Genomic DNA, 19,837 nt, shown 5'->3' on the forward strand with positions numbered 1-19,837 from the left:
CTCCCTTCCTTTATTGATTGATCGGCCAACGAGGCGCCCATGACTCGAAGCCGCGCTTCGACGGGATAGCAACGAGATCGGCACGGTCGAACCTGCGGCTGTAATCCAGTACCTGGACGGCCCACGACTCGAGCTTCAAGATCGCGGTGCGGCTCGACCCATGTTCCGGCACCCGTGTCCATGCGTTGGGAAAGCACTCGTCGAGCAGAATTTCGAACGAACCTACTCGACAGTCAGCCGATCCACGACGGCACACACCCCATGCGTGGTCATGGCCGCGCCCCGGATGGCTTCCTTTTCGGCCAGCGAATGCACCGTGCCTTTGAGGAGCACCTCGCCATTTCCCAATAACGAGATTTCAACGTGACGCGCTTCGCGCTGCGCCTGTCGCGCCAGCGCGGCCGCAATATGGCCGACGATTTCCGTTCGATGCGGTCCACTGAGCACCCGCATCTCGTTGATGACCCCCTTGACGCCGCGCAACGTACGAACAGCGCTCTCCGCCAGCACCCGCTGCGAATACGACTCGACGTCTCCCGCCAGCGTGACCCAACCGTTCTCGACCTTGACGTGCATGCCCTGTTCGGGCAAACCGGCATGCCATTTCAGAATGGCGAGCGCGGCTCTCGCGATATCGGTGTCGGTATGCCGGTCCTGGGAGGCGGGCTCGACCTCCAATCCGATCACGATGGCGCGGGCCCCCGCAACACGCGAAGCGACGCGCTCGGCCTCACATTTTTCATGGAAGCTCGCGACGTCTCCCGAGAGCGTTACGATGCCGTCCCTGACCTCGACGCCGATCTCGTTGGCGTGCACGTTGGTGTCGCGCGCCAGTTCGTCCATCACGTCGCGCTGCAGTTGAGAATCGGTCTTCATGAGGTGGGCTCCGTGCCAGGATGTCGGGGGTGTCGTTGCAGACTTCGCAGAAGTGGGTCACGCACCGGTTCATTTCACCTTAGCGGGTTGTGCTGTCTATTGCCCGCTTCTCTACGCACCGCTTGACTAGCGTCAATTTCCCCAAGCGCAACGCGTGCCGGGCGAGTTCGCTGTCCGATGCCGGCCAACGCCCCGGCACAGTCTCGACGCGAGCCGACGGCGTCGGCTTGCGCCACCCGACCTTGATTCGCATCAACTCGACGGCGGGATTGTCGCCGCCGCGCCGTGTCGGAGAGGTATAACAAAGCGTGCCTGCACACTATTGCGCGAAATCGCGCAGCGACGCGCAGGTGCTCTATGCGAGGAGGACGAAAATGAGCTTACGGAGAATTTGTGTCCATGTGGACGACACAGCAACGGGCGCCGCGCGCCTGCGCTTTAGCGGGCTGCTCGCCCACCAGCATGATGCCAGCCTCACTGGGCTCTACCTGCCCCACCGCCCGGGGAATGGCCATGCAGGGCAACCGGAGCCGTCCGGCGAGGGGCGCTCACCGACAGCGTTGCACGCGGCCGAGCATCTGTTCCAGGAAGTCTGTGCGGAACACAACATTGCCGGGGACTGGCATTCCCCTTACGGCGCGCCAACGGCGCTTCTCTCGAGCTTTGCCAAAGCCACCGATCTTTGCATCGTCGGTCAGCCGGATGCGCCCGGTGGCGTGGCCGCGCTCGGTGTCGACGGCATCGGCGACATCATCGTCTCGGCGGGCGTTCCCGTGCTGGGACTCCCCCACAACGTGACCCTGCCGCGCGAAATCCGCCGCATCGTGGTGGCGTGGAACGGCTCGCGCGAAGCGAGGCGCGCAATCGGTGACGCCTGGCAATTGCTAGGACGTGCGCAGGACATCTTCTTGGTGGGGATCAACCGTTTGCCAGCGGGCGACGATCCGTCACTCGCCGATATCGTCCATCTGATGGAAAAACATGGATTGCGCGCGCAAGCGGTATCGGTACGAGAAGACACCGAAGCCAGCGACGGCGTACAGTTGCTGGCCGTCTCCGAGCAATACGACGCCGACTTGCTCGTCATGGGCGCCTATGGGCACGGACCGACACGCGAGCGCGTCTTCGGCGGCGCAACACGCACGGTGCTCAAGCACATGTCCATTCCGGTGCTGCTCTCCCATTAATGCGCTCCGGCGGGTACGGCACCTCAACGCGCCCATTGACGACATCGACGTCCGAGTCATTCGGCGCGCCGACGCCCTGACACCCTGACGCCCGTTGCTGATCGGGGCAATGCCGCCGAGTCGGTTACGACACCACCGACTCGAGCGCGCGACGTGGCGTATGCGCCTGCAAGGGGCCGCGCCCCACGCGCAGCAAGAGTTGCGGATAGCCGACGCTCCCCGCCATCGCGCCGACGGCCTCGCGTAACGTGTCGATTTCGATGGGCTGATTGAGAAACGACGCATACATCCCCTGAGCCGTCAGGGTGAGCAACACCCGCTGCATCGCCTGCCCCGTCAGAAGCCAACTTTCAGGGCCGTCCGAGGTCGTCGCAAGACACACCAGCAAGGGCGAACCTTGAACCAGACGACGATGGCTGGCGGCAATACCGCCACCGACATCGAACGTGCGAACGATGGACGTCAGAATCGGCGAGGCAAAGTCGAGCAGTCCACCCGCGCTCGCCGAGTAACTCGCCATGCCGTCATCGCGCCGCGACGCACTGACCCATATCGCCAGCTCGCGGCGAAAACGCGGATCGCCCAGTTGAATTCGATCGGCCTGATCGATGAGATCGGCCAAGCGTAGACGTCCCGCTTCGTCGGCCGTTTGTGCGAGTTGAGCGCCTTCCGCCTCGGCGGCCGCGCGCAACGCGTCAATCGCCTCCTGCGGCAACGGTGCCGGATCGAACGCCTGCCGATTCGTCACCCGGTTCGGGATGGATGAGAAGAGTGCTGCAATCGACCCATCCACAAACCCCTCGTCCGCGAGTTGCACGCTTGCCAGCACGTCGGGCTCGGCCGTGGCGGGCATGATCCGGATCAGATAGGGGCAGCCGAAATAACTCAGGGCAACACGCAGATTGAACAATGCCGCCCCGCAACTGATGGCCAATTCGCGATCGTACGTGTCGCTGACAGGCAGTGCGCGGGTTCGGTCTGCGCACAGCATCACGGTGTCGTCGCTCATCACAAAGCGCCAGGGCTGCGTGTTGTGCGTCGACGGCGCGAGTATCGCGTATTGGAGGCAGAACCTCAACCGCTCGCGGGCCGTCCCGCGCTTGGGAAACGCCTGCTCGTCGACGTCCCACGCCTGGCGCAAGCTATCCTCGGATCGGGGCATGGCAACCTCCTTCAGTCATCAGATGACGGCGTGCGCAGAATGAGCGCGATACCGAATGGAATGGCATTCGTCGAGCCACTGGCTTGCATGAAGTCTGGTGTAACGGGGCAAATGCGCATTGACGAACGTCAATGCCGGATGGCGCCGGACGACTACGGCCCCTCAGCCCCTCAGCCACTCAGTCCCTCAGCCCCGGTTTGCATTTCGCCGCAGCGCGTCAGGATCGGCGAAAACGCGTCGCCAGGCTTTCTCCGCCGCATCGTACTGTTCGGCCCATACCGTGGGCCCTCGCGCGCTCATTTGCATCAGCCCCTGCCAAATGACGTTCTGCATAGCCAATTGAGCGTTGACGAACGCGAGCTGGCTAGCCAACACCGCGTTGAAATCCGGCGAATGCTCCAGCGTACTCGCGAAGTCCCGATCCGCCTGGAGCAAGCCGGCGGTCGTGTTGAGCTGCATCTGCCGCAGGCATTGCAGGTTCTCGAGCCAATGCTTGTGGAGGTCGAGCACGGCAAGCATTGGTGCCTTGCACAACCCAAGGGGCGAGTTCAGTTCGTTGGACATCATCACGTCTCCCGAATGGATGGCTGGTCACGCAACGTGGCAGCAACGCGCCCCCGGATGTGCACGACCCATGCGCTTCAAATCTAAGCGGGCGCAACGTTCGGCTTGGTGAAGCTTGCCGCCTCCCGCCGGTTCCACGTCGACCTCGTCAGGCGCCTATGCCCGCGCCCGCGCATGGGAAAAAAATTGCCCGCCAGAGCGGGCAAAAACCCAACTTGCTTGCGCCCTAAACGGGGCCGTATCCGAACGCAAGTGCCAATGACATTCATCGACAGTATCGGGTGTTGCTTGAGCCGGGGGTGTCCGCTCCGGCCACGTCTTCACGATACTGCGTCATCGCCATCGTCCCTTGACATACCTCAACCTTGACGGACTCGTTGCTCACAGGAAACACGTCTGCATGGCCGGTTTGACCCACGTCAACCTCACGCCAGACGCCCGCCGCGTAACGGATGAAGCGGCGCTACGCTTCGAAGCTAAGGCACATCCCGAGTTGGGCGCGCAATGCACGCGGGCGGGATGCGCGTCCTGAGATGCCTGCAAGGAACACGCACCGTGTCGGATGACATCGAGAAGTCACCTGAAGCCGAGGCGGCCGGCCGCCTCAACCCACGCGCCCCGCAGCCGGGGGAGGTCGCCACGGGTGCAATCGCCGATGCGCCGCTAACGGGGCGCCGATTACGGGCGCGACGCGTCCAGATCGATACGCTGCGCGAAGCCGTCGCCTACCTCCGGCGCGACAGCCTGATCTGCCGGTCGGAGGGGTTCGCCGCGCAGACACGGCTTCAACTCGAATACAGAGAAGCGATTGTCGTGGCAACGCTGCAAACCGTGACCGGGGACTGGGTGGAACTCGACGAAATCGGCTTGAGCGAAGCCGCCTTGGCCGCACTCGATGTGACCGAGGGGGAATGGGTTCGCGTGCGCCACATGCCACCTGTCGAGTCGTTTCGCCACGTGCGGGGGCGCATGTTCGGCGAAGCCTTCACGCCTGCCGCACTCGATGAAGTGGTCGGCGATATTGCGGCGGGCCGCTACTCGTCCATCCATATCTCGGCATTTCTGACGGCATGCACGGGCAACCGACTCTCCGACGATGAGATCATTGCACTCACGCACGCGATGGTCGAAACGGGAGGAACCCTGCATTGGCAGGCCGACTGCATCGTCGATAAGCACAGCATCGGCGGACTGCCGGGCAATCGAACCACGCCCATCGTCGTCGCCATCGTGACGTCGCAAGGGCTGATCATGCCGAAGACATCGTCGCGGGCGATCACCTCGCCTGCGGGAACGGCCGACACCATGGAGACGCTGGCGCCCGTCGATCTGGACGCCGACGAGATGCGCCGGGTGGTGGATGCCGTGGGTGGCTGCATCGTGTTCGGCGGCGCGGCCGGTCTCAGTCCGGCCGACGACATCCTGATTCAGGTGGAGCGCCCGCTCGATCTGGACAGCGAAGCGCAGATGATGGCATCCATTTTGTCGAAGAAGCTCGCGGTCGGCGCCACGCACGTACTGATCGACGTGCCGGTCGGCCCGACCGCCAAGATTCGCTCCCGAGCGGCAAGTGCGCTGTTCTCCGAGCGACTGCGCAGAATCGGGCGGGCCCTCGGACTCGATGTGTCCACGTACGTCTGTCAGGGCGAGCAACCGGTCGGGCGTGGCATCGGGCCCAGCCTGGAGGCACGCGACGTCTTGTCGGTGCTGCAGAATCGCACCTCTGCACCAGTGGATCTGGCGAACAAGAGTCTGGAAATCGCGGGGAGATTGCTGGAAATGGGCGGACAAGTCACGCCGGGCGAGGGCTTGGCGTGCGCGCGCAGCGTATTGTCAAGCGGGCTGGCCTGGCGGCAGTTTCAACGCATCTGCGAGGCGCAGGGCGGAATGCGCGAACCTTTGGCCGGGCGACACAGCCAGGTGGTCACGGCTCGCCACAGTGGCGTTGTCACAGCGATCGACAACCGCCATCTGGCCCGCGTCGCAAAACTGGCCGGCGCACCGGCCGCGCCTCGCGCCGGTGTGGTCTACGAGGCACCGATCGGCACGCAGGTGGTTGCCAGACAGCCGCTATTCACCATCTATGCGGAAAGTCAGGGCGAACTCGAATATGCGTACGAGTACGCTTGCCGCTTTCCCGCTATCGTCACCGTGGGGGAATCATGAACGATGTCGTGGTCTACGCGTTGCCCGGCAATGAGGACTTGGCACAGTCGCTCGCCCATGGGCTTGCCGCTTCGCTGCAGCGGCTCACCATTCATCACTTTCCCGACGGCGAGCAACGGGTCTCGCTCGAAGGACCGCTGACGGGACAATCGGTCGTGATGGTCTGTGCGCTTCATCGGCCGGACGCCAAGCTACTGCCGATCATTTTCGCGGCGGACACCGCGCGCGACCTCGGTGCGCAGAACGTGGTCCTCGTTGCACCGTACTTGTGCTACCTGCGCCAGGACGCGAGATTTCGCCCCGGCGAATCGGTCTCTGCAGTGAGCTTCGGAAAGCTGCTCAGCGCACACTTCGATGGGCTGGTGACGATCGAGCCGCACCTGCACCGGTTGCCGACGCTCTCTGCCGTGTACACCATTCCCGTGCGCGCGCCCCATGCCGTGGTCCCCATCGCCGAATGGATCCTGGCAAATGTGTCTGACCCGCTCATCGTGGGCCCCGACGACGAAAGCGAAGCCTGGATTTCACAGATCGCCGCGTGCATCAGCGCGCCTTCGGTCGTCGCGCACAAGACCCGGGAGGCAAGCGGGCGAGTCAGTGTCCGGCTGCAAGTGCCGCCGGTGTATGCAGCACGCACTGCGGTGATCGTCGACGATATTCTGGCGAGCGGACAAACCATGCTTGCCACCGTTGGGGCGCTCGTGCAGGCCGGCTTCGGCAACCCGGTGTGCCTGGCGGTTCACGGTCTGTTCGATGGCGCAAGCGTCGACGATCTCCTCGCCGCCGGGGCCGGCCGGGTTGTGACCGGCAACACGGTGCCGCACGCCTGCAATGCCATTGACGTCACGCCCGTGCTGGCCGACGCGGTTCGAGATCTGCTAGAGAGTCTTCCGACGCGCCCCTGACCGGCGGCGGCAGCCGGGTCAGACCGCCACGCTGCCGCCCGCTTCCCTGCCCGCTTCCCTGCCCACTTCCCTGCCCGCTTTTTCGTCGCCTCCCGCCGCCTCCCGCCGCCTACTGCGGCCTACCGCCGCCGCCCGTTGCTTCACGGCGAAATGATGACCTTCAAGGCATGGGTATTCGCCGCATCGCCAAACGTCCGGTACGCTTCGAGAATATCGGCAAGCGCGAAGTGGTGGGTTATCAGTACCCCTGGCGAGAGACGTCCCGATTCCACGGTTTTGAGCAACATCGGGGTCGCCGCCGTGTCGACCAATCGGGTCGTGATGCTGATGTTCCTGTCCCACAGCGATTCAAGATGCAGATCGACTTTGCGGCCATGCACCCCGACATTGGCAATGACGCCACCGGCAGCAACAATGGATTCGCAAAGCTCGAAGGCCGCCGGCACCCCCACGGCTTCGATTGCCGTATCGACACCCCGACCGCCGGTCAAATTCCGAATGGCCTCGGCGACGTCGCCTTTCGCGGAGGACAGCACGGTCGTGGCGCCAAGGCGCGTCGCCACTTCCAGGCGCGAGGCGTCAGGGTCCACAACGATCAGTTGGGCCGGCGTAAAGAACTGCGCCGTGAGCAGCGCGGCAAGTCCAATCGGACCGGCCCCGACAATCGCGACACTGTCCCCGGGCTTGACCTTGCCGTTGAGTACCCCGCATTCGAACCCCGTCGGAAGAATATCGCTCAACATGACGAGCGCATCGTCGTCGATGCCGGCGGGCGCGTGGTAAAGACTGGTATCGGCATGCGGCGTGCGGACATACTCGGCTTGCGTGCCGTCGATCCGATTGCCGAGGATCCAGCCTCCCGCCGCGCAGTGCGAATACATACCGCGTCGGCAGGCATCGCACTTTCCGCATGACGAAATGCACGAGATCAGCACCCGGTCGCCCGGCTTGAACGCCGTGACGGCGTCGCCCGTTTGAACGACATCGCCCACGCCCTCGTGTCCCAGGATTCGTCCGGGGTCAACGGTTGGCACGTCGCCTTTGAGTATGTGCAGATCGGTGCCGCAGAGGGTGGTCTTGCGAACGCGGACGATGGCATCGGTGGGTGCCAGCAGTTCCGGGACGGGTCTGTCTTCCAGCGCAATGCGCTGCTGACCGAGAAACACTAAGGCTTTCATATCGAGACTCCATATTGGGGAAACGTCAGTGCGACATCAGGACCGGCACCGTCATGGTTTCGAGGAGCTTGCGCGTCACGCCACCGAGCACCCACTCCTGCACGCGCGAGTGGCCATAGCCGCCCATCACGATGAGATCGATGCTCATGTCGGCCGCTCGGGACAGCAGATCGTCGCCCACGGCGATGTCGTTCGCGCCGCGCTCGGGTGTGACTTCCACGTGAACGCCATGACGGGCAAAGAACAGACCGATATCGAGCCCTGGAATCGGCCCGAGGGGGTCCGTTCGGTCGCCTCGGTTAACGTGCATCACGTGCACGGTCTTGGCTGCGCACAGCAGTGGCATGGCGTCGGCGGCAGCGCGCGCAGCCTCGCGCCCGCCGTCCCAGGCGAGAAGAATATTGTCGAAGGACCGGGGTAACTTGCCTGCGTATGGCAGAATCAAGACCGGCCGGCCCCCGGCGAGCACGACCGATTCGACAAATCCCCGGGCGGGTGTCGTTTCGGGGTCCGTGCGGTCTTCCTGTCCGACGATCACCAGATCCGCGTAACGTGCATGGGTTTGCATCTCGCGATTTGGGTCGAGAGATGGCGTGATCCATTCGGGGCTCAGCGCTTGCCGGCGGCAGATCTCCATGAACATCTGCTCTGCGCGCTCAAGGCGCTGGGCGTCGCTCTCCGGCGGCGGTGGGGGTGGCAGCCCGGCGCCTGCAATATCGACGACATCGGGAAACCCCGGTGGGTGGAAGGGTAAGTAGATACCCGTCAGATGGGCGGGTAGCCGAGAAGCGAACTCGACGGCAAGCTCGACGCGTGCGCGGCATTGTTGACTGTTGTCGACGTGGACCAGCAACGTCCGGTAGGTCATGGCGGCTCTCCAGTGGGGGCGGTCACTCTCTACTGTAGTTCGGGGCTGGGCTGCGTCCGTTGACCCCGATCAAGCGCATGTCGGGTGGCGCCTGCATTGGGACATCCGGCGCGGCGGCGGCGCGCTGGCGTCGGGGGGCGACTTACGGACTGACGCCGATGGGCAATTTGCACCATCGGTGCTACAACGGCACGATCCACGGCACACGAACCGATAAGGGGCAAACCACATGGTCAAGTTGACGTTGCGCGCAGCGCTGCGATCCCTGCCGCGACAATCGGGCAGTTTCTTCTTCGCCCTGTTGTGTGCGATCTGCCTCACGCTGGCGGCGTGGAACTGGTATGCGGTGCGCACTGCCATGCAGGACAACGTCGAAGCACGATTCAACCTGCGTACGAGCGCCGCGACGGACAAACTCGCGATCACCCTGTCGGCGTATCGAGACGCCGTACACACCGCGCTGGACCGCCTCGCGACGGCGCCCCGGCCTGACGAAAAGGCATGGGTGTCCTATACGCAAAGCACGCGGCTCACCGAGCGCCTGCCCGGCTTGGTGACGTTTGCGGCCTGTGAGCGCGCCGGGAACACGATCGTGCGCAACGTCGCCTATTCGATTGGCGACGAGGCCGTGCTCGGGCCGAACGGTTCGATGGCACTGCCAAGCGGCGCCCAAACGGCAGGCAATGTCTTTGCGCTCACCGCACCGTCGACGGGACGTACATATCTGGTTTTCCTGTCCGACACGGCCCGGCCGTCGGTATGCGCGTATGCGGTCGCAGACGTCGATGCGCTCGTCCATGTTGCGGTTGGCTCACTGCTGCATGACATCACGTTGACGATCGCCATGAAGGACGGTGCAGGCCACGCCATTCCTGTGTTTGACAGTCTTTATCCGCGCGCGCCGAACCAACCCCGGCCGCCGGTCGAGTATCGATCTAACGTGAGCGTGTCGTACGCGGAAAAACCCGCCCTGTATCTCACCTACACCGCTTCTGGAGAGTTCGCCACGCTGCGTGGCGCCGGCGTCGTCAATGGAGTGCTCGCGCTGGGCATTGCGATGAGCGCCGCGACGGCGCTTGCGTGGGCACTCGCCTTGGTGCTGCGACGCCGTGCAAAACAGCACACCGAGCGTCGTGCGGTTGAAAACCGGCGATCGGAAGGTCGCCTTTTCAGCGTGATCCAATCCGTGCGCGAAGCCATCATTACCATCGACGCCCATCAGCGGATTCAGATCTTCAATCCCACGGCCGAAACCATCTTCAAATGCAGCGCGATGGAAGCGATTGGCGAGCCGCTCGCACGCTTCATTCCGGAGCGGTTTCGCCACGCGCACTATCAACACATCGACCGTTTCGGCATGACGGGCGTCTCGGAGCGCCTGATGGGACGTGGCAGGCCACTCTGGGGCTTGCGCTCGGACGGGGAGGAGTTCCCGATGGAAGCGTCGATTTCCCAAAGCTCGGACGCTGCCGGCAAGTTCTATACGGTGGTGTTGCGCGACGTGACCGAACAGCGCCGAATTGCCAACGCGCTGCAAACCTCTCGCAACGAACTGGAAAAGCTGAACGCCCGCCTCGAAGAAGTTCGCGAAGACGAAAAGCTCAGGGTCGCGCGCGAGCTGCACGACGACCTTGGCCAACGGCTGACCGCGCTGAAAATGGATGCCGCCATGCTCAAACGGACGTTGGACGGTCAGAGCCCGGCGAACGGGGACGTGAGGCGAATCGAGCAATCGATCGACGGCATGGTCGCTGCGGTTCGCCAAATGGCGGCCGACCTGCGGCCTCCGATGCTCGACGACCTTGGCCTGGGCCCCGCGATCGAGTGGTATACCCGGGACTTTACGCGCCGCTATGGCGTAGCCGTCGACTTTACGGGGGCACACAGTTTGCCCGCCATTCCGCCAGCGGTGGCCACCGCGTTGTTCCGTATCGTGCAGGAGGCGCTCAATAATGTGGCCAAACACGCGAGAGCGACGTCCGTCACCATCGAGCTATCGTGCGATCGCGAATGCCGGCTTCGCATTTCCGATAATGGGCGCGGGCTGCCGCCGACGCGCCCGAAATCCGACTCGATCGGTTTCATCAGCATGCGTGAGCGCGCCCGCTTGCTGGGTGGCACGCTGGAGGTTCGCAGCCCCTCCGAAGGCGGGACCGTCGTCACCACCGTGATTCCCCTGGAGATGCCGACACCGGCCGACCGAACGCGCTCCTGAGGACCGCTACGCGTCTGGCATCTGGAGCACGGCCGCTCCAGAGAAGGCACCACTGCGCAGGTCGTTTAGCGCCTCGTTCGCTCGCTCAAGGGGGTACATGTGCGTGGTGACGTGCAGCGGCATTGTCTGCGCGAGCGCCAGAAACGCCAGTCCGTCTTCTCTTGTCAGGTTGGCGACGGACCTGATTTGCCGTTCGCCCCACAGCAGACGGTAGGGAAACGCAGGAATATCGCTCATGTGAATACCTGCGCACACGACAGTGCCCCCGCGGTCCACGGCGGCGAGCGCTTTCGGCACAAGATCGCCGACCGGGGCGAAAATGATCGCCGCATCAAGGCACACAGGCGCCGGGGCATCGCTGGCACCCGCCCAGCAAGCGCCGTTTGCCAAGGCAAATGCCATGCCCGCTTCGTCGCCGGGGCGCGTGAACGCGTAGACTTCACGCGATTGGGGGGCATGCCACGATAAAGGCAAAATTGCCACATAACACTAAAAGTAATATGGGGCTGGCGTCAATGTGATTTCCTCGAATATGCCGATGAGGAGTATTCTCGCCTGACGAACCTCCTCCGCACTGTGTGGGCGCCGTTGTCCAACCTACCGAGCAGCAAACGCTCCACTAATCTGCTTTGCTCGTTTCACATCATCGCTGTGCAAATAGATAGACGTCGTTGAAATTGATGCATGCCGGAGGTTGTCTCTGACCGTGGTCAATTCAGCTCCGCGCATCAGTGCATGCGTTGCGTGCGTGTGTCGCATCCAATGCGGACTGGCGCGCCGCAATTTATCAGCGACAGCCGGACTCTCGGTCTGGAGGATATCGGCTGCTTGGGTAAAGAACCGGCGCATCACACTCCATAGCCGCGTCGAGGTGATGCCCGTGGCGGAATCTCCACCGAGGTCACCGATCAATGACGTGATCGGGACCCAAAGTGTCCGTGACGTTGGTAATCCACGCTCCAAGAGATGGCGTTCGAGCGCCATGCGTGCCAACGGTGGCAGCGCTACTTTGCCAGTGCGTGCCCCCTTGCCGACCAACGTGAGCCACTGATCACCGTGGCCATCAACCTCAACACTACCGAGGGTCGCTGCGACGAGCTCACCAGCACGCAATCCCGTAGCGTAAGCAAAATCCAAGACGAATCGTAGACGCTGGGCGGCTGGCGCTTCCCATCCATAGGACCATTCAAGCCCGTCTGCGATAGTGCGTACGAGCAGCCATTCGCCTTCTCCAAATACATGTGACGCATCGATTGACGCGCGGCGCGCCCCTCCGCGCACTTTGATGCCTGCAAACGGATTGGCGAGCACGTATCGCTGTTGAATCAACCATCGGTACATCGCTGCAAGCACAGATAAGGTGTAAGCACTTGACACGGCGGACAGTCCACGCGCGAAAGGCCGCCACTCATGCGAGATGCGCGGCCGCGGCGGACCTACCCAGCGCTCGCGCGGCGTGGGTCGGCGTATGAAGCTTCGGTATGCGATCGCATCCTCCATGGTCAATGAAGACAGGGGGCGCTGGCGCTCGACGATCGCCCATAGAATTAACCGCTCAGCTTCTTTCCGATAGGCCCGTTGCGTAGCTGCCGATTCATGAAGCGCAAGCCAGGCTTTGACCGCTTCGTAGTCGTTTGCTGCTCTCAACGTGCACGTCTTGCGTGGGGCTCGAAATGTCCCCTGCGAGCCATCTATCTCGTGCGGAAGCCGCAATTGTTCCCAAGGCACTACCGTGTTGGGGGTGGTAGCGACAATCAGGGCGCGGGCGCGCTCCGTGAGTTGCGGGTGCTGCGCGAAGAATGCCTCGATTTGTCGGGCACTCATCGGCCCCAGCCCCGGCACAGCGCTCCACCAGCGACGTCTGCGCGGAATGCGTACTGTCAGATCAGCCAATGTCGCGATGCCGTAAGCGCGCAGCACCCGTACGGCCCGCGAGGGCAGCCACGTGGCGATATCGTCGCTAATTAGAGGCACTGGCAAAGGCAATACACGTAGCACTTCAATCGCCTGACTCGCAGCCCGTGCGCGCCGGATGCGCTCGCCAGCACTGTGCTCGAATACGGCGGCGAGATCCTCGCGTTGACGTCTGCGTGCCATCTCGCTTAACCGGCGCCGAATCTGCCCCAGCATGCCGCGCGAGGAAGCGCCGTTCGCTTTTCTGTCATTCAGATAGCGCTCGACCGCGGCGCGGGCGCTCAGTCCGGCATACCACGCGCGCAACGCGGCGAGTGACGCGTTATCGGGGAATTCCGGGCATATGGCGATTGGTGGCGGCATTGCGCATGCTCTCACGCATTCTCACGAAGACCAGTTTAGGACAGATTTGCGCCTATCGTGATAAGAAGACTTATCCTAATAGCCATCGAATGCCATCGTCATGCGCACGAGATTCGTATCTTCAGGCTGAATTTATATGAATGCGTATGCGTTGGCGCGGGCATCAAACAGCGCATGATGCTCACCGCCATGCTCTGTCACGTACTGCATGAATCGCTCGGGATTGATTTTCAGATACACGTTCTCGTGCCTCCATCCCTGAGGCAGAGATCCTCGCAAGAGACGAGTGACAAGCTGATAATCGCAGTCAGAATCGTAGCTGAGTACTGGTCGTGGCTTGAGCGGGACAGCACAAAGCCAGGCCATCAACGCTTCCCTCACGTTGCCGGTTGGCATGGAGCGTCCCGAAATCGTTCCGAGTTGTGGCAACACCGTTTCGCGGACGAAACTATTGCAGAGCGACAGATCAAAATCTGTGCACTCCGCATAGAATTCGTCTCCGTTCTCGCTCACGATCGCGATGCTAATGAGCTGACACGCGTCGGCCTTGAAATCAGTGAATTCCGTGTCGATAAAGTATCGAGTCCTCCAAGGACTCCGGGGACCTCTGCGTAGAAGGACACCTTGGGGCATTCAAAGCTTCCCGATGATGAGATTTCTTTTGTCAACAAAGTCGATACCTACACGGTGCTACGAGCCGTGCAGCACGGCGTTGCTAGATACTTCTCGTCGCTTCAAATCATAAGAAAATCAAACTCAAGCGAGCGATGTGGGGCGCGGCAAAAACCAGCACAGGCCTAATGGCACCAACACCAGTGCTGCGCCGGTAAAGAACGTGGTCGACGCGCCAAAGTATTCCCACATGGCGCCGGCAATGGCGCTGGCCAACAGCATGGAGAGCCCACCGATTAGGTTGAACACGCCAAACGCGGTGCCGCGCAACGCTGCGGGCGACGATTCCGAGACCATTGTTGCGAGAATGCCCTGCGTAAAGCCCATGTGCAAGCCCCACAAGGCGACCCCGACGAATGTTGACGAAATCGTGCGATTTGCTCCGAGTATCAGATCCGCAGAGATCAGCAGTAGCATGCCGATCGCGAGCAGCGTGCGCCGATCCATTCGGTCTGAGAGCGCACCGACCGGCCATGCTGAGACGGTGTACGTGAGGCTCATAACCGCCATCACGCCCGGTATCCAGGCGATACTCAGGCCGCTTTGCTGCGCTCGCAACACGAGAAACGCTTCGCTAAAGCGGGCTAGCGCGAAGGCGGCACCAACGGCCACGACCATCCAGTAGCGGCTTGAAAGCTCGGTCAGGGACCGCCAGTGCAGTGGCGAGCGGAACCCTTGTGCTCTCCCTACTGCGGGCGACTCGCGAACGCAGAATACGATCAAAGCAATTGCGACGAACGCGGGCGCCACCGCAAACCACAAAACCACCCGAATCTGATCCGAACACCAGAACATCAGCAAAATGGCGAGCAGTGGACCAAGGAAGGCGCCGACCGTATCCATCGACTGTCGCAGCCCAAAGCACGCACCTCGTATTTCTGCCGGGGCCACGTCTGCGATCAGTGCATCACGTGGGGCGCCGCGTATTCCCTTGCCTGCACGATCAAGTAGCCGTGCACTCACAACGATCGCGGGGGATGTAGCTAGCGGAAACAGCGGTTTCGTGAGCGAGGATAGCCCATATCCTAGGAGCAGTAGGCCTTTTCGCCGACCTAGCCAATCGCTGATTGCTCCTGAGAACACTTTTACAATCATCGCCGTCGCTTCCGCAACTCCTTCAAGCAGGCCAAATGCCGCGACGCTCATGCCCATCGTGGAGACAAGATAGATTGGCAGCAGCGCGTGGATAAGCTCCGATGAGAAATCCATAAAGAGACTCACGAGACCCAGCACCCAGACCGTGCGGGGTATCGATGCCTTCGGGGAAATTTGGAACTCAGTGGTCATCGCATATTTGTGCTTTGGCGCGCCGGAAACAATCTGCCGATGGAGGTATGGACAGTGCGCGGTCGCCATGCCTCATGCGCTATTTGAATCGATCTTCGTGCGCTATTGCTGCCGTACCATCCGGCGGCAACGTCAACCTCGCCGACATGCGTTGCTTGATATAGCGATACTCATGCCATGTCAGTGCAATGACGCCGAGATCAAGCACTGACAAAAGCAGTAACCAGATCGAATGCGTATATGTGTAGCGATACAACTGATAAGCAATGAACAGTCCGAATGCGACCATCGACACAGGGAAATACCAGAGTCGCTCGCGCAGCAGACCAATGATGAGCCACAACTTGACAACACCGTGAGCCAGCAAGTAAATCGCCGCAAATTTCTGCGAGCCAACCGAGAGATGCTGTACGGCATGCATCAGGAAACGCGCCACGACATCATGGGGGTCTTCAGTCAGTTCATTGCCGGAGAATCGGAGCACGATCGAGAGGAATACCTGCGTTGGGACAAAGTACGCCACAACGCCAGCGAGGATCTCGGAAAGCGCAAATAACGCCTTGATCCACAAGCTTGTCTCGAATACCCAGTGAAGCCGCTTTTCCGTAGCGCCTGATAGGCCTGTCACGCTTTTCCATCCTTAGGTGGCAGTGGCAATGCGAGCGGAACGACCAAGCAGACGCTCAAGCCACGGCAGGTATTTTCATCCGAGTAGGCGAGAGACAGGCTGGCTCCCATTTTGTCAGCAATCGCCTTCACAATTGACAGCCCGAGGCCAGAGCCCGATTGTGTCGTTCCCAGCACTCGGTAAAACGGGTCGAACACGCGGGCGCGCTCCCCCAGAGGTATTCCCGGCCCCGTGTCCTGGACGCGCAGTTTTACATGACACTCCGAGGCCTCAAGCATCAGGTCTACGCGGCCGCCGACGGGGGTATAGCGAATCGCGTTGTCCACGAGATTCTTCATCAAAACACTCAAATCGGCCGGGCTGACGCATAGCGACACGTCCCCCTTTGCCTCGATGCCAATATCGATTTGTTTGGCTTCTGCCAGTGGATACAGCGTTTCGAGAATGTGACGATACACCTGGAGAACAGACTCGGTTCTGGCGTTACCGTCGGGCGGCATCGCCTGCACGCTGGACAACGTGAGCAGATGTTCCAGCATGTGTCGCCCGCGCTCGATGCCGTGACGCAATTCGATGAGTCGCTCTTTCGCAGTGACCGACATTTGCGCCTCGGACAGTCGCTCCGCCTGCAACGACAGTGCGGTAAGAGGGGTACGCAATTCGTGTGCGGCATCAGCGACAAAGCGACGCTGCGCGTCAACGGACGTGGCAACGCGCGAAAGCAGATTGTTAATGGCGCGGATAAACGGGCGGATCTCGCTGGGCAGGTGGTCGGCGGGCACAGCATGCAACTCGCTGTATTGGCGCTGATCAATCTCCTTCGAAAGGCAGGCGACTGGCCGGAAGATTCTTCGCACGAGCCACCCGACCACAATCAGCAGGACCGGCACAAATGCCACCAGTGGCATGACGGTTCTAATTGCACTGGTACGGGCGATTTCGTCTCTGACATCCGTCTCCTGTGCTACCGCAATACGTGTGCCGGAGCGCAGTGTTTTGACCAATACCCGATAGGGCTCGCCGCCCGAGGTGAGCGTTGTCAGGCCGTCACGCATCGTAACGGGCAGCGGAAGTGGCAGCTTGTCGTCTCCATCTCCCGCGCTTGGCGGTATTGAGGCCCCCAGCCGCTGAACAATTACACGAGCTTCCTCGTCACTCGCTTGAGGGGTTCTAAGGTTGTGAAACTCACTGGTCGGAAGATTGTTGTTGTCGACGAGCGCTGCAACTTGTCGCAAGACGTCGTCTTGGAGCTCATGCGCTTCGTCGAATGCCGCCCCAAACGAAATCACACCAGCGATCACGGCGAAAAAGAGGATTGCCGCCGATAGCCACAGGCTCAAGCGCAGGCGGATGGAGTCGCTCAATCGCCCTTTAAGACCATCCATCCCGCCCCCCTGACATTCTTGATCGTGCTCGCCCCGAGCTTTTTGCGAAGCGAGTGAATCAGAAACTCGATCGCATTACTCTCGACTTCCTCTCCCCACCCGTAAATGCGGTCCTCCAGGTCACTTCGCGATAGGATCGCTCCGGGCCTGGTCAGTAACGCTTGTAGCAACGAAAACTCTCGGTTCGATAGCTGCACCGGTGACCCGTCAGGGGTACGGGCTTCGCGTGTACCGGGATCGAGCGTGACGATGCCGTTCGTCATGACCGGTGCCGCCTGTCCAGACTGGCGCCGCATGACGGCCCTTATCCGCGCCAGCAGTTCAGCCATCTCGAAGGGTTTGAGAATATAGTCGTCCGCACCGGCGTCCAAGCCCTTCAGTCGTTCCGGCAACGCATCGCGGGCGGTGACAATGATGATCGGAACACGTTGCCCTTGCGCTCTCAAGGTCTGCAAGACGCTGTGACCGTCTTTGCGAGGCAGTCCCAGATCGAGCAGCACCAGATCGTAGTGTTGGCAATCCGAGGCCGCTAAAGCCGCTTCGCCGTCGGTGACCCAATCCACCGCGAACGTCGCATCTTTGAGTGAGTCGCGCACGACGCTGCCCACCATCGCATCGTCTTCTACGAGCAGGATTCGCATGTCATGCCCTCTGAAGGAACGGCTCAGTGCGCTTTCGCCGCGGCGCGCTGCCTAAAGAGCAGCAGGCTGGTCAGAATGAATGCCAGCAACGCGAACGATGCAGAGTATCGACTCAACGCAAGACCGCCGGCACTCACGGGTTTGTCTAGGAAGTCTCCCACGACGGCACCCAGTGGGCGGGTCAAAATAAATGCGGCCCAGAAAAGAAATGTGCGCGATGTGCGGGTCCACAAATACGCTGCAACCAGAATCAGCAGGAGCGCGCCGAACACCACCGCCGCCCCCGTATAGCCGAGCCCTGCCGTATCTGCGGTCCAGTCGCCTAGGGCGGTGCCAAGCGTTTGGGAAAACATGATCGTAACCCAATAGAACACTTCCGCTTTGGGCGAGTTGACGGTGTGGACGGAGACCGAGCCCATCGTCCGGTACCAGATCCAGAGCGAGCCGAGCAGCAAGGCGAGCAGAATTGAAGAGCCCCCGGCATAACCGATACCCAGCGATCTGTCGGCAAAGTCTGCGAGCGTGGTGCCCACCGTTGTCGTCGCGATAATGGTCGCCCAGTACAGCATTGGCGAGAACTGCTTGGCACGGATCTGTGCCGTGACAGCGATGGCGAAGATCACCGCAAATATTGCTGTGCCGACAAGGTAACCGAGGTTCATCGACATCGACACCGCGTCGCCCCCCGTCTCACCAAGTGTCGTCGCAGCGATCTTGATCACCCAAAATAGCAGTGTGACCTCGGGCACCTTGCTCAGCGATTTCTGTATGGTTTCGTTCATGCTCAGAAATATCGATCAATAAATTAGGTTTGCTGACGTGCGGTTGCCCGCTCGGAAATCGAGAGGTAGAGCACCAGCACTACGATGCCCACCACGAATCCAGCACTTGTGCCGACCACCCCAAGCCCAAGGCCTCCATTGGACGAGGGTTGCGAGAGGAGATCGCCGCATGAGGCGCCGAACGGACGAGTCAGCACGTAGGCGACCCAGAACGTCGTGACGGCACTGCGATGGAACACAAAACGCGCAATCGCCGCAAGACCAATCAGCGCACCGAACACTAAGGCGGAGTTCGCGTACCCGAGATTCAGGCCCTCGGCCACCCAATCGCCGGCTGCCGTGCCCAAGGCGAAAGTCAGCAGAATAGCCGTCCAGTAGAAGAGTTCTCGCTTGATCGTGTCAATCGAATGAATCGACAAGGTGCGCTCCTTGGCGTACCAGATGCCGAACGTGAGGAGCAACGCGACGGAGAAGGCGAGCGTGGATGCCGCCAAGGGTACGCCCAGGTTGTCGCTCAGGTTATCGGTGACCAATGTTCCGAAAACACTCACGAAGACGACGGTACTCCAGTAGCGCCACGGAATGTACCGCCGCGCCGACACCTGCAAGCCCAAAAATACGGCCAGAAGCACGCCCATCACGGCAGACGTTCCTGTCAGCCCGAACCCCAGGTTGACGTTCAGGAAGTCGGCCGCGGTCTCGCCGACCGTCGTAGACATCATCTTGATGAGCCAAAACGTCAATGTGACTTCTGGCACCTTGTTCAACCACGCCGGACCTTCCGCATTGACACGATTCATGATTGCCTCCAAGTTCACTTGATAACGCGTGAATCTTCCAACAAAATGCTTAGGGCACACTTAGGTGTGGTCAGCGTCATTGACTTGATCCAGCAACGCCGGAAGTTCCTATGCAGAGCGCCGGAATACCCTCGCTGATTTCACCGGCACGTCCGCCCGGTAACGGGGCGCCCACTGAAATCGCGGCGTCTGCCTTGGGCTCATCAGCCGGCCGCTTGGGCATTGGTGTACGTCGGCACGGCGC

Annotated in this window: 17 protein-coding genes and 1 pseudogene; 4 read left to right on the forward strand and 14 right to left on the reverse strand. The window is 61.4% G+C overall.

The features are described 5' to 3' along the window. Positions 1-222: 222 nt before the first annotated feature. On the reverse strand, positions 223-876 hold the full coding sequence (locus ACE3UG_RS00330; protein WP_374618256.1) for a BON domain-containing protein: 654 nt from the start codon (positions 874-876) through the stop codon (positions 223-225). Positions 877-1,277: 401 nt separating this feature from the next. Here ACE3UG_RS00330 and ACE3UG_RS00335 point away from each other — a divergent pair, with 401 nt between their 5' ends. After that, positions 1,278-2,063, forward strand: coding sequence for a universal stress protein (locus ACE3UG_RS00335; RefSeq protein WP_374618258.1), 786 nt, complete (start codon positions 1,278-1,280; stop codon positions 2,061-2,063). Between the two features lie 124 nt (positions 2,064-2,187). Here the strand turns inward: ACE3UG_RS00335 and ACE3UG_RS00340 are convergent, their stop codons facing one another. Further along, a complete protein-coding gene (locus ACE3UG_RS00340) occupies positions 2,188-3,225 on the reverse strand; it encodes a nitroreductase (RefSeq protein WP_374618260.1) in 1,038 nt (345 codons plus the stop codon). Positions 3,226-3,411: 186 nt separating this feature from the next. Beyond that, a complete protein-coding gene (locus tag ACE3UG_RS00345; RefSeq protein ID WP_374618262.1) occupies positions 3,412-3,744 on the reverse strand; it encodes a hypothetical protein in 333 nt (110 codons plus the stop codon). Between the two features lie 600 nt (positions 3,745-4,344). Between ACE3UG_RS00345 and ACE3UG_RS00350 the strand changes: the two genes are divergently transcribed. Then, on the forward strand, positions 4,345-5,955 hold the full coding sequence (locus ACE3UG_RS00350; protein ID WP_374618263.1) for a thymidine phosphorylase family protein: 1,611 nt from the start codon (positions 4,345-4,347) through the stop codon (positions 5,953-5,955). Then, positions 5,952-6,860, forward strand: coding sequence for a ribose-phosphate diphosphokinase (locus tag ACE3UG_RS00355; RefSeq protein ID WP_374618265.1), 909 nt, complete (start codon positions 5,952-5,954; stop codon positions 6,858-6,860). The genes ACE3UG_RS00350 and ACE3UG_RS00355 overlap by 4 nt, the downstream gene beginning before the upstream one ends. 140 nt (positions 6,861-7,000) lie before the next feature. Here the strand turns inward: ACE3UG_RS00355 and ACE3UG_RS00360 are convergent, their stop codons facing one another. Further along, on the reverse strand, positions 7,001-8,038 hold the full coding sequence (locus ACE3UG_RS00360; protein WP_374618266.1) for a zinc-dependent alcohol dehydrogenase family protein: 1,038 nt from the start codon (positions 8,036-8,038) through the stop codon (positions 7,001-7,003). Between the two features lie 25 nt (positions 8,039-8,063). Next, positions 8,064-8,906: a universal stress protein gene (locus ACE3UG_RS00365; protein WP_374618268.1), complete on the reverse strand. Its 843-nt coding sequence runs from the start codon at positions 8,904-8,906 to the stop codon at positions 8,064-8,066. A 229-nt stretch (positions 8,907-9,135) separates the two neighbouring features. Between ACE3UG_RS00365 and ACE3UG_RS00370 the strand changes: the two genes are divergently transcribed. Then, positions 9,136-11,121, forward strand: a complete 1,986-nt coding sequence (locus tag ACE3UG_RS00370) for an ATP-binding protein (RefSeq protein WP_374618269.1) — start codon at positions 9,136-9,138, stop codon at positions 11,119-11,121. Between the two features lie 6 nt (positions 11,122-11,127). On the opposite strand, the pseudogene ACE3UG_RS00375 reads toward ACE3UG_RS00370, so the two are convergent. The 9 genes and pseudogenes from ACE3UG_RS00375 to ACE3UG_RS00415 form a co-directional block, all read right to left on the reverse strand. After that, positions 11,128-11,571: pseudogene (locus tag ACE3UG_RS00375) on the reverse strand (alcohol dehydrogenase); the annotation flags it as partial. 147 nt (positions 11,572-11,718) lie between these two features. Continuing rightward, entirely contained in the window at positions 11,719-13,398 is a 1,680-nt protein-coding gene (locus ACE3UG_RS00380) for a phage integrase family protein (protein ID WP_374618271.1), read from the reverse strand. Between the two features lie 132 nt (positions 13,399-13,530). Next, the gene (locus tag ACE3UG_RS00385) at positions 13,531-13,911 is read right to left on the reverse strand and encodes a hypothetical protein (RefSeq protein WP_363324593.1); all 381 of its coding nucleotides are present in this window, start codon (positions 13,909-13,911) and stop codon (positions 13,531-13,533) included. A gap of 243 nt (positions 13,912-14,154) precedes the next feature. Continuing rightward, entirely contained in the window at positions 14,155-15,357 is a 1,203-nt protein-coding gene (locus tag ACE3UG_RS00390; RefSeq protein WP_301233110.1) for an MFS transporter, read from the reverse strand. 79 nt (positions 15,358-15,436) lie between these two features. Then, a complete protein-coding gene (locus tag ACE3UG_RS00395; protein WP_301233109.1) occupies positions 15,437-15,928 on the reverse strand; it encodes a DUF2127 domain-containing protein in 492 nt (163 codons plus the stop codon). 53 nt (positions 15,929-15,981) lie between these two features. Further along, positions 15,982-17,370, reverse strand: coding sequence for an ATP-binding protein (locus ACE3UG_RS00400; RefSeq protein ID WP_374618274.1), 1,389 nt, complete (start codon positions 17,368-17,370; stop codon positions 15,982-15,984). Beyond that, entirely contained in the window at positions 17,346-18,011 is a 666-nt protein-coding gene (locus ACE3UG_RS00405; protein WP_301233084.1) for a response regulator transcription factor, read from the reverse strand. The genes ACE3UG_RS00400 and ACE3UG_RS00405 overlap by 25 nt, the downstream gene beginning before the upstream one ends. Before the next feature lie 23 nt (positions 18,012-18,034). Then, entirely contained in the window at positions 18,035-18,793 is a 759-nt protein-coding gene (locus ACE3UG_RS00410; protein WP_374618276.1) for a hypothetical protein, read from the reverse strand. Positions 18,794-18,816: 23 nt separating this feature from the next. Next, the gene (locus ACE3UG_RS00415; protein ID WP_374618278.1) at positions 18,817-19,593 is read right to left on the reverse strand and encodes a hypothetical protein; all 777 of its coding nucleotides are present in this window, start codon (positions 19,591-19,593) and stop codon (positions 18,817-18,819) included. Positions 19,594-19,837 lie beyond the last annotated feature (244 nt).

Source organism: Pandoraea sp. (assembly GCF_041919235.1).
Taxonomy (GTDB): domain Bacteria; phylum Pseudomonadota; class Gammaproteobacteria; order Burkholderiales; family Burkholderiaceae; genus Pandoraea.

Coding starts and splice junctions, on each gene's coding strand:
- ACE3UG_RS00330 (WP_374618256.1), bottom strand. CDS start 876: ATGAAGACCGATTCTCAACTGCAGCGCGACGTGATGGACGAACTGGCG.
- ACE3UG_RS00340 (WP_374618260.1), bottom strand. CDS start 3,225: ATGCCCCGATCCGAGGATAGCTTGCGCCAGGCGTGGGACGTCGACGAG.
- ACE3UG_RS00345 (WP_374618262.1), bottom strand. CDS start 3,744: ATGCTTGCCGTGCTCGACCTCCACAAGCATTGGCTCGAGAACCTGCAA.
- ACE3UG_RS00355 (WP_374618265.1), top strand. CDS start 5,952: ATGAACGATGTCGTGGTCTACGCGTTGCCCGGCAATGAGGACTTGGCA.
- ACE3UG_RS00360 (WP_374618266.1), bottom strand. CDS start 8,038: ATGAAAGCCTTAGTGTTTCTCGGTCAGCAGCGCATTGCGCTGGAAGAC.
- ACE3UG_RS00365 (WP_374618268.1), bottom strand. CDS start 8,906: ATGACCTACCGGACGTTGCTGGTCCACGTCGACAACAGTCAACAATGC.
- ACE3UG_RS00370 (WP_374618269.1), top strand. CDS start 9,136: ATGGTCAAGTTGACGTTGCGCGCAGCGCTGCGATCCCTGCCGCGACAA.
- ACE3UG_RS00380 (WP_374618271.1), bottom strand. CDS start 13,398: ATGCCGCCACCAATCGCCATATGCCCGGAATTCCCCGATAACGCGTCA.
- ACE3UG_RS00390 (WP_301233110.1), bottom strand. CDS start 15,357: ATGACCACTGAGTTCCAAATTTCCCCGAAGGCATCGATACCCCGCACG.
- ACE3UG_RS00400 (WP_374618274.1), bottom strand. CDS start 17,370: ATGGATGGTCTTAAAGGGCGATTGAGCGACTCCATCCGCCTGCGCTTG.
- ACE3UG_RS00405 (WP_301233084.1), bottom strand. CDS start 18,011: ATGCGAATCCTGCTCGTAGAAGACGATGCGATGGTGGGCAGCGTCGTG.
- ACE3UG_RS00410 (WP_374618276.1), bottom strand. CDS start 18,793: ATGAACGAAACCATACAGAAATCGCTGAGCAAGGTGCCCGAGGTCACA.
- ACE3UG_RS00415 (WP_374618278.1), bottom strand. CDS start 19,593: ATGAATCGTGTCAATGCGGAAGGTCCGGCGTGGTTGAACAAGGTGCCA.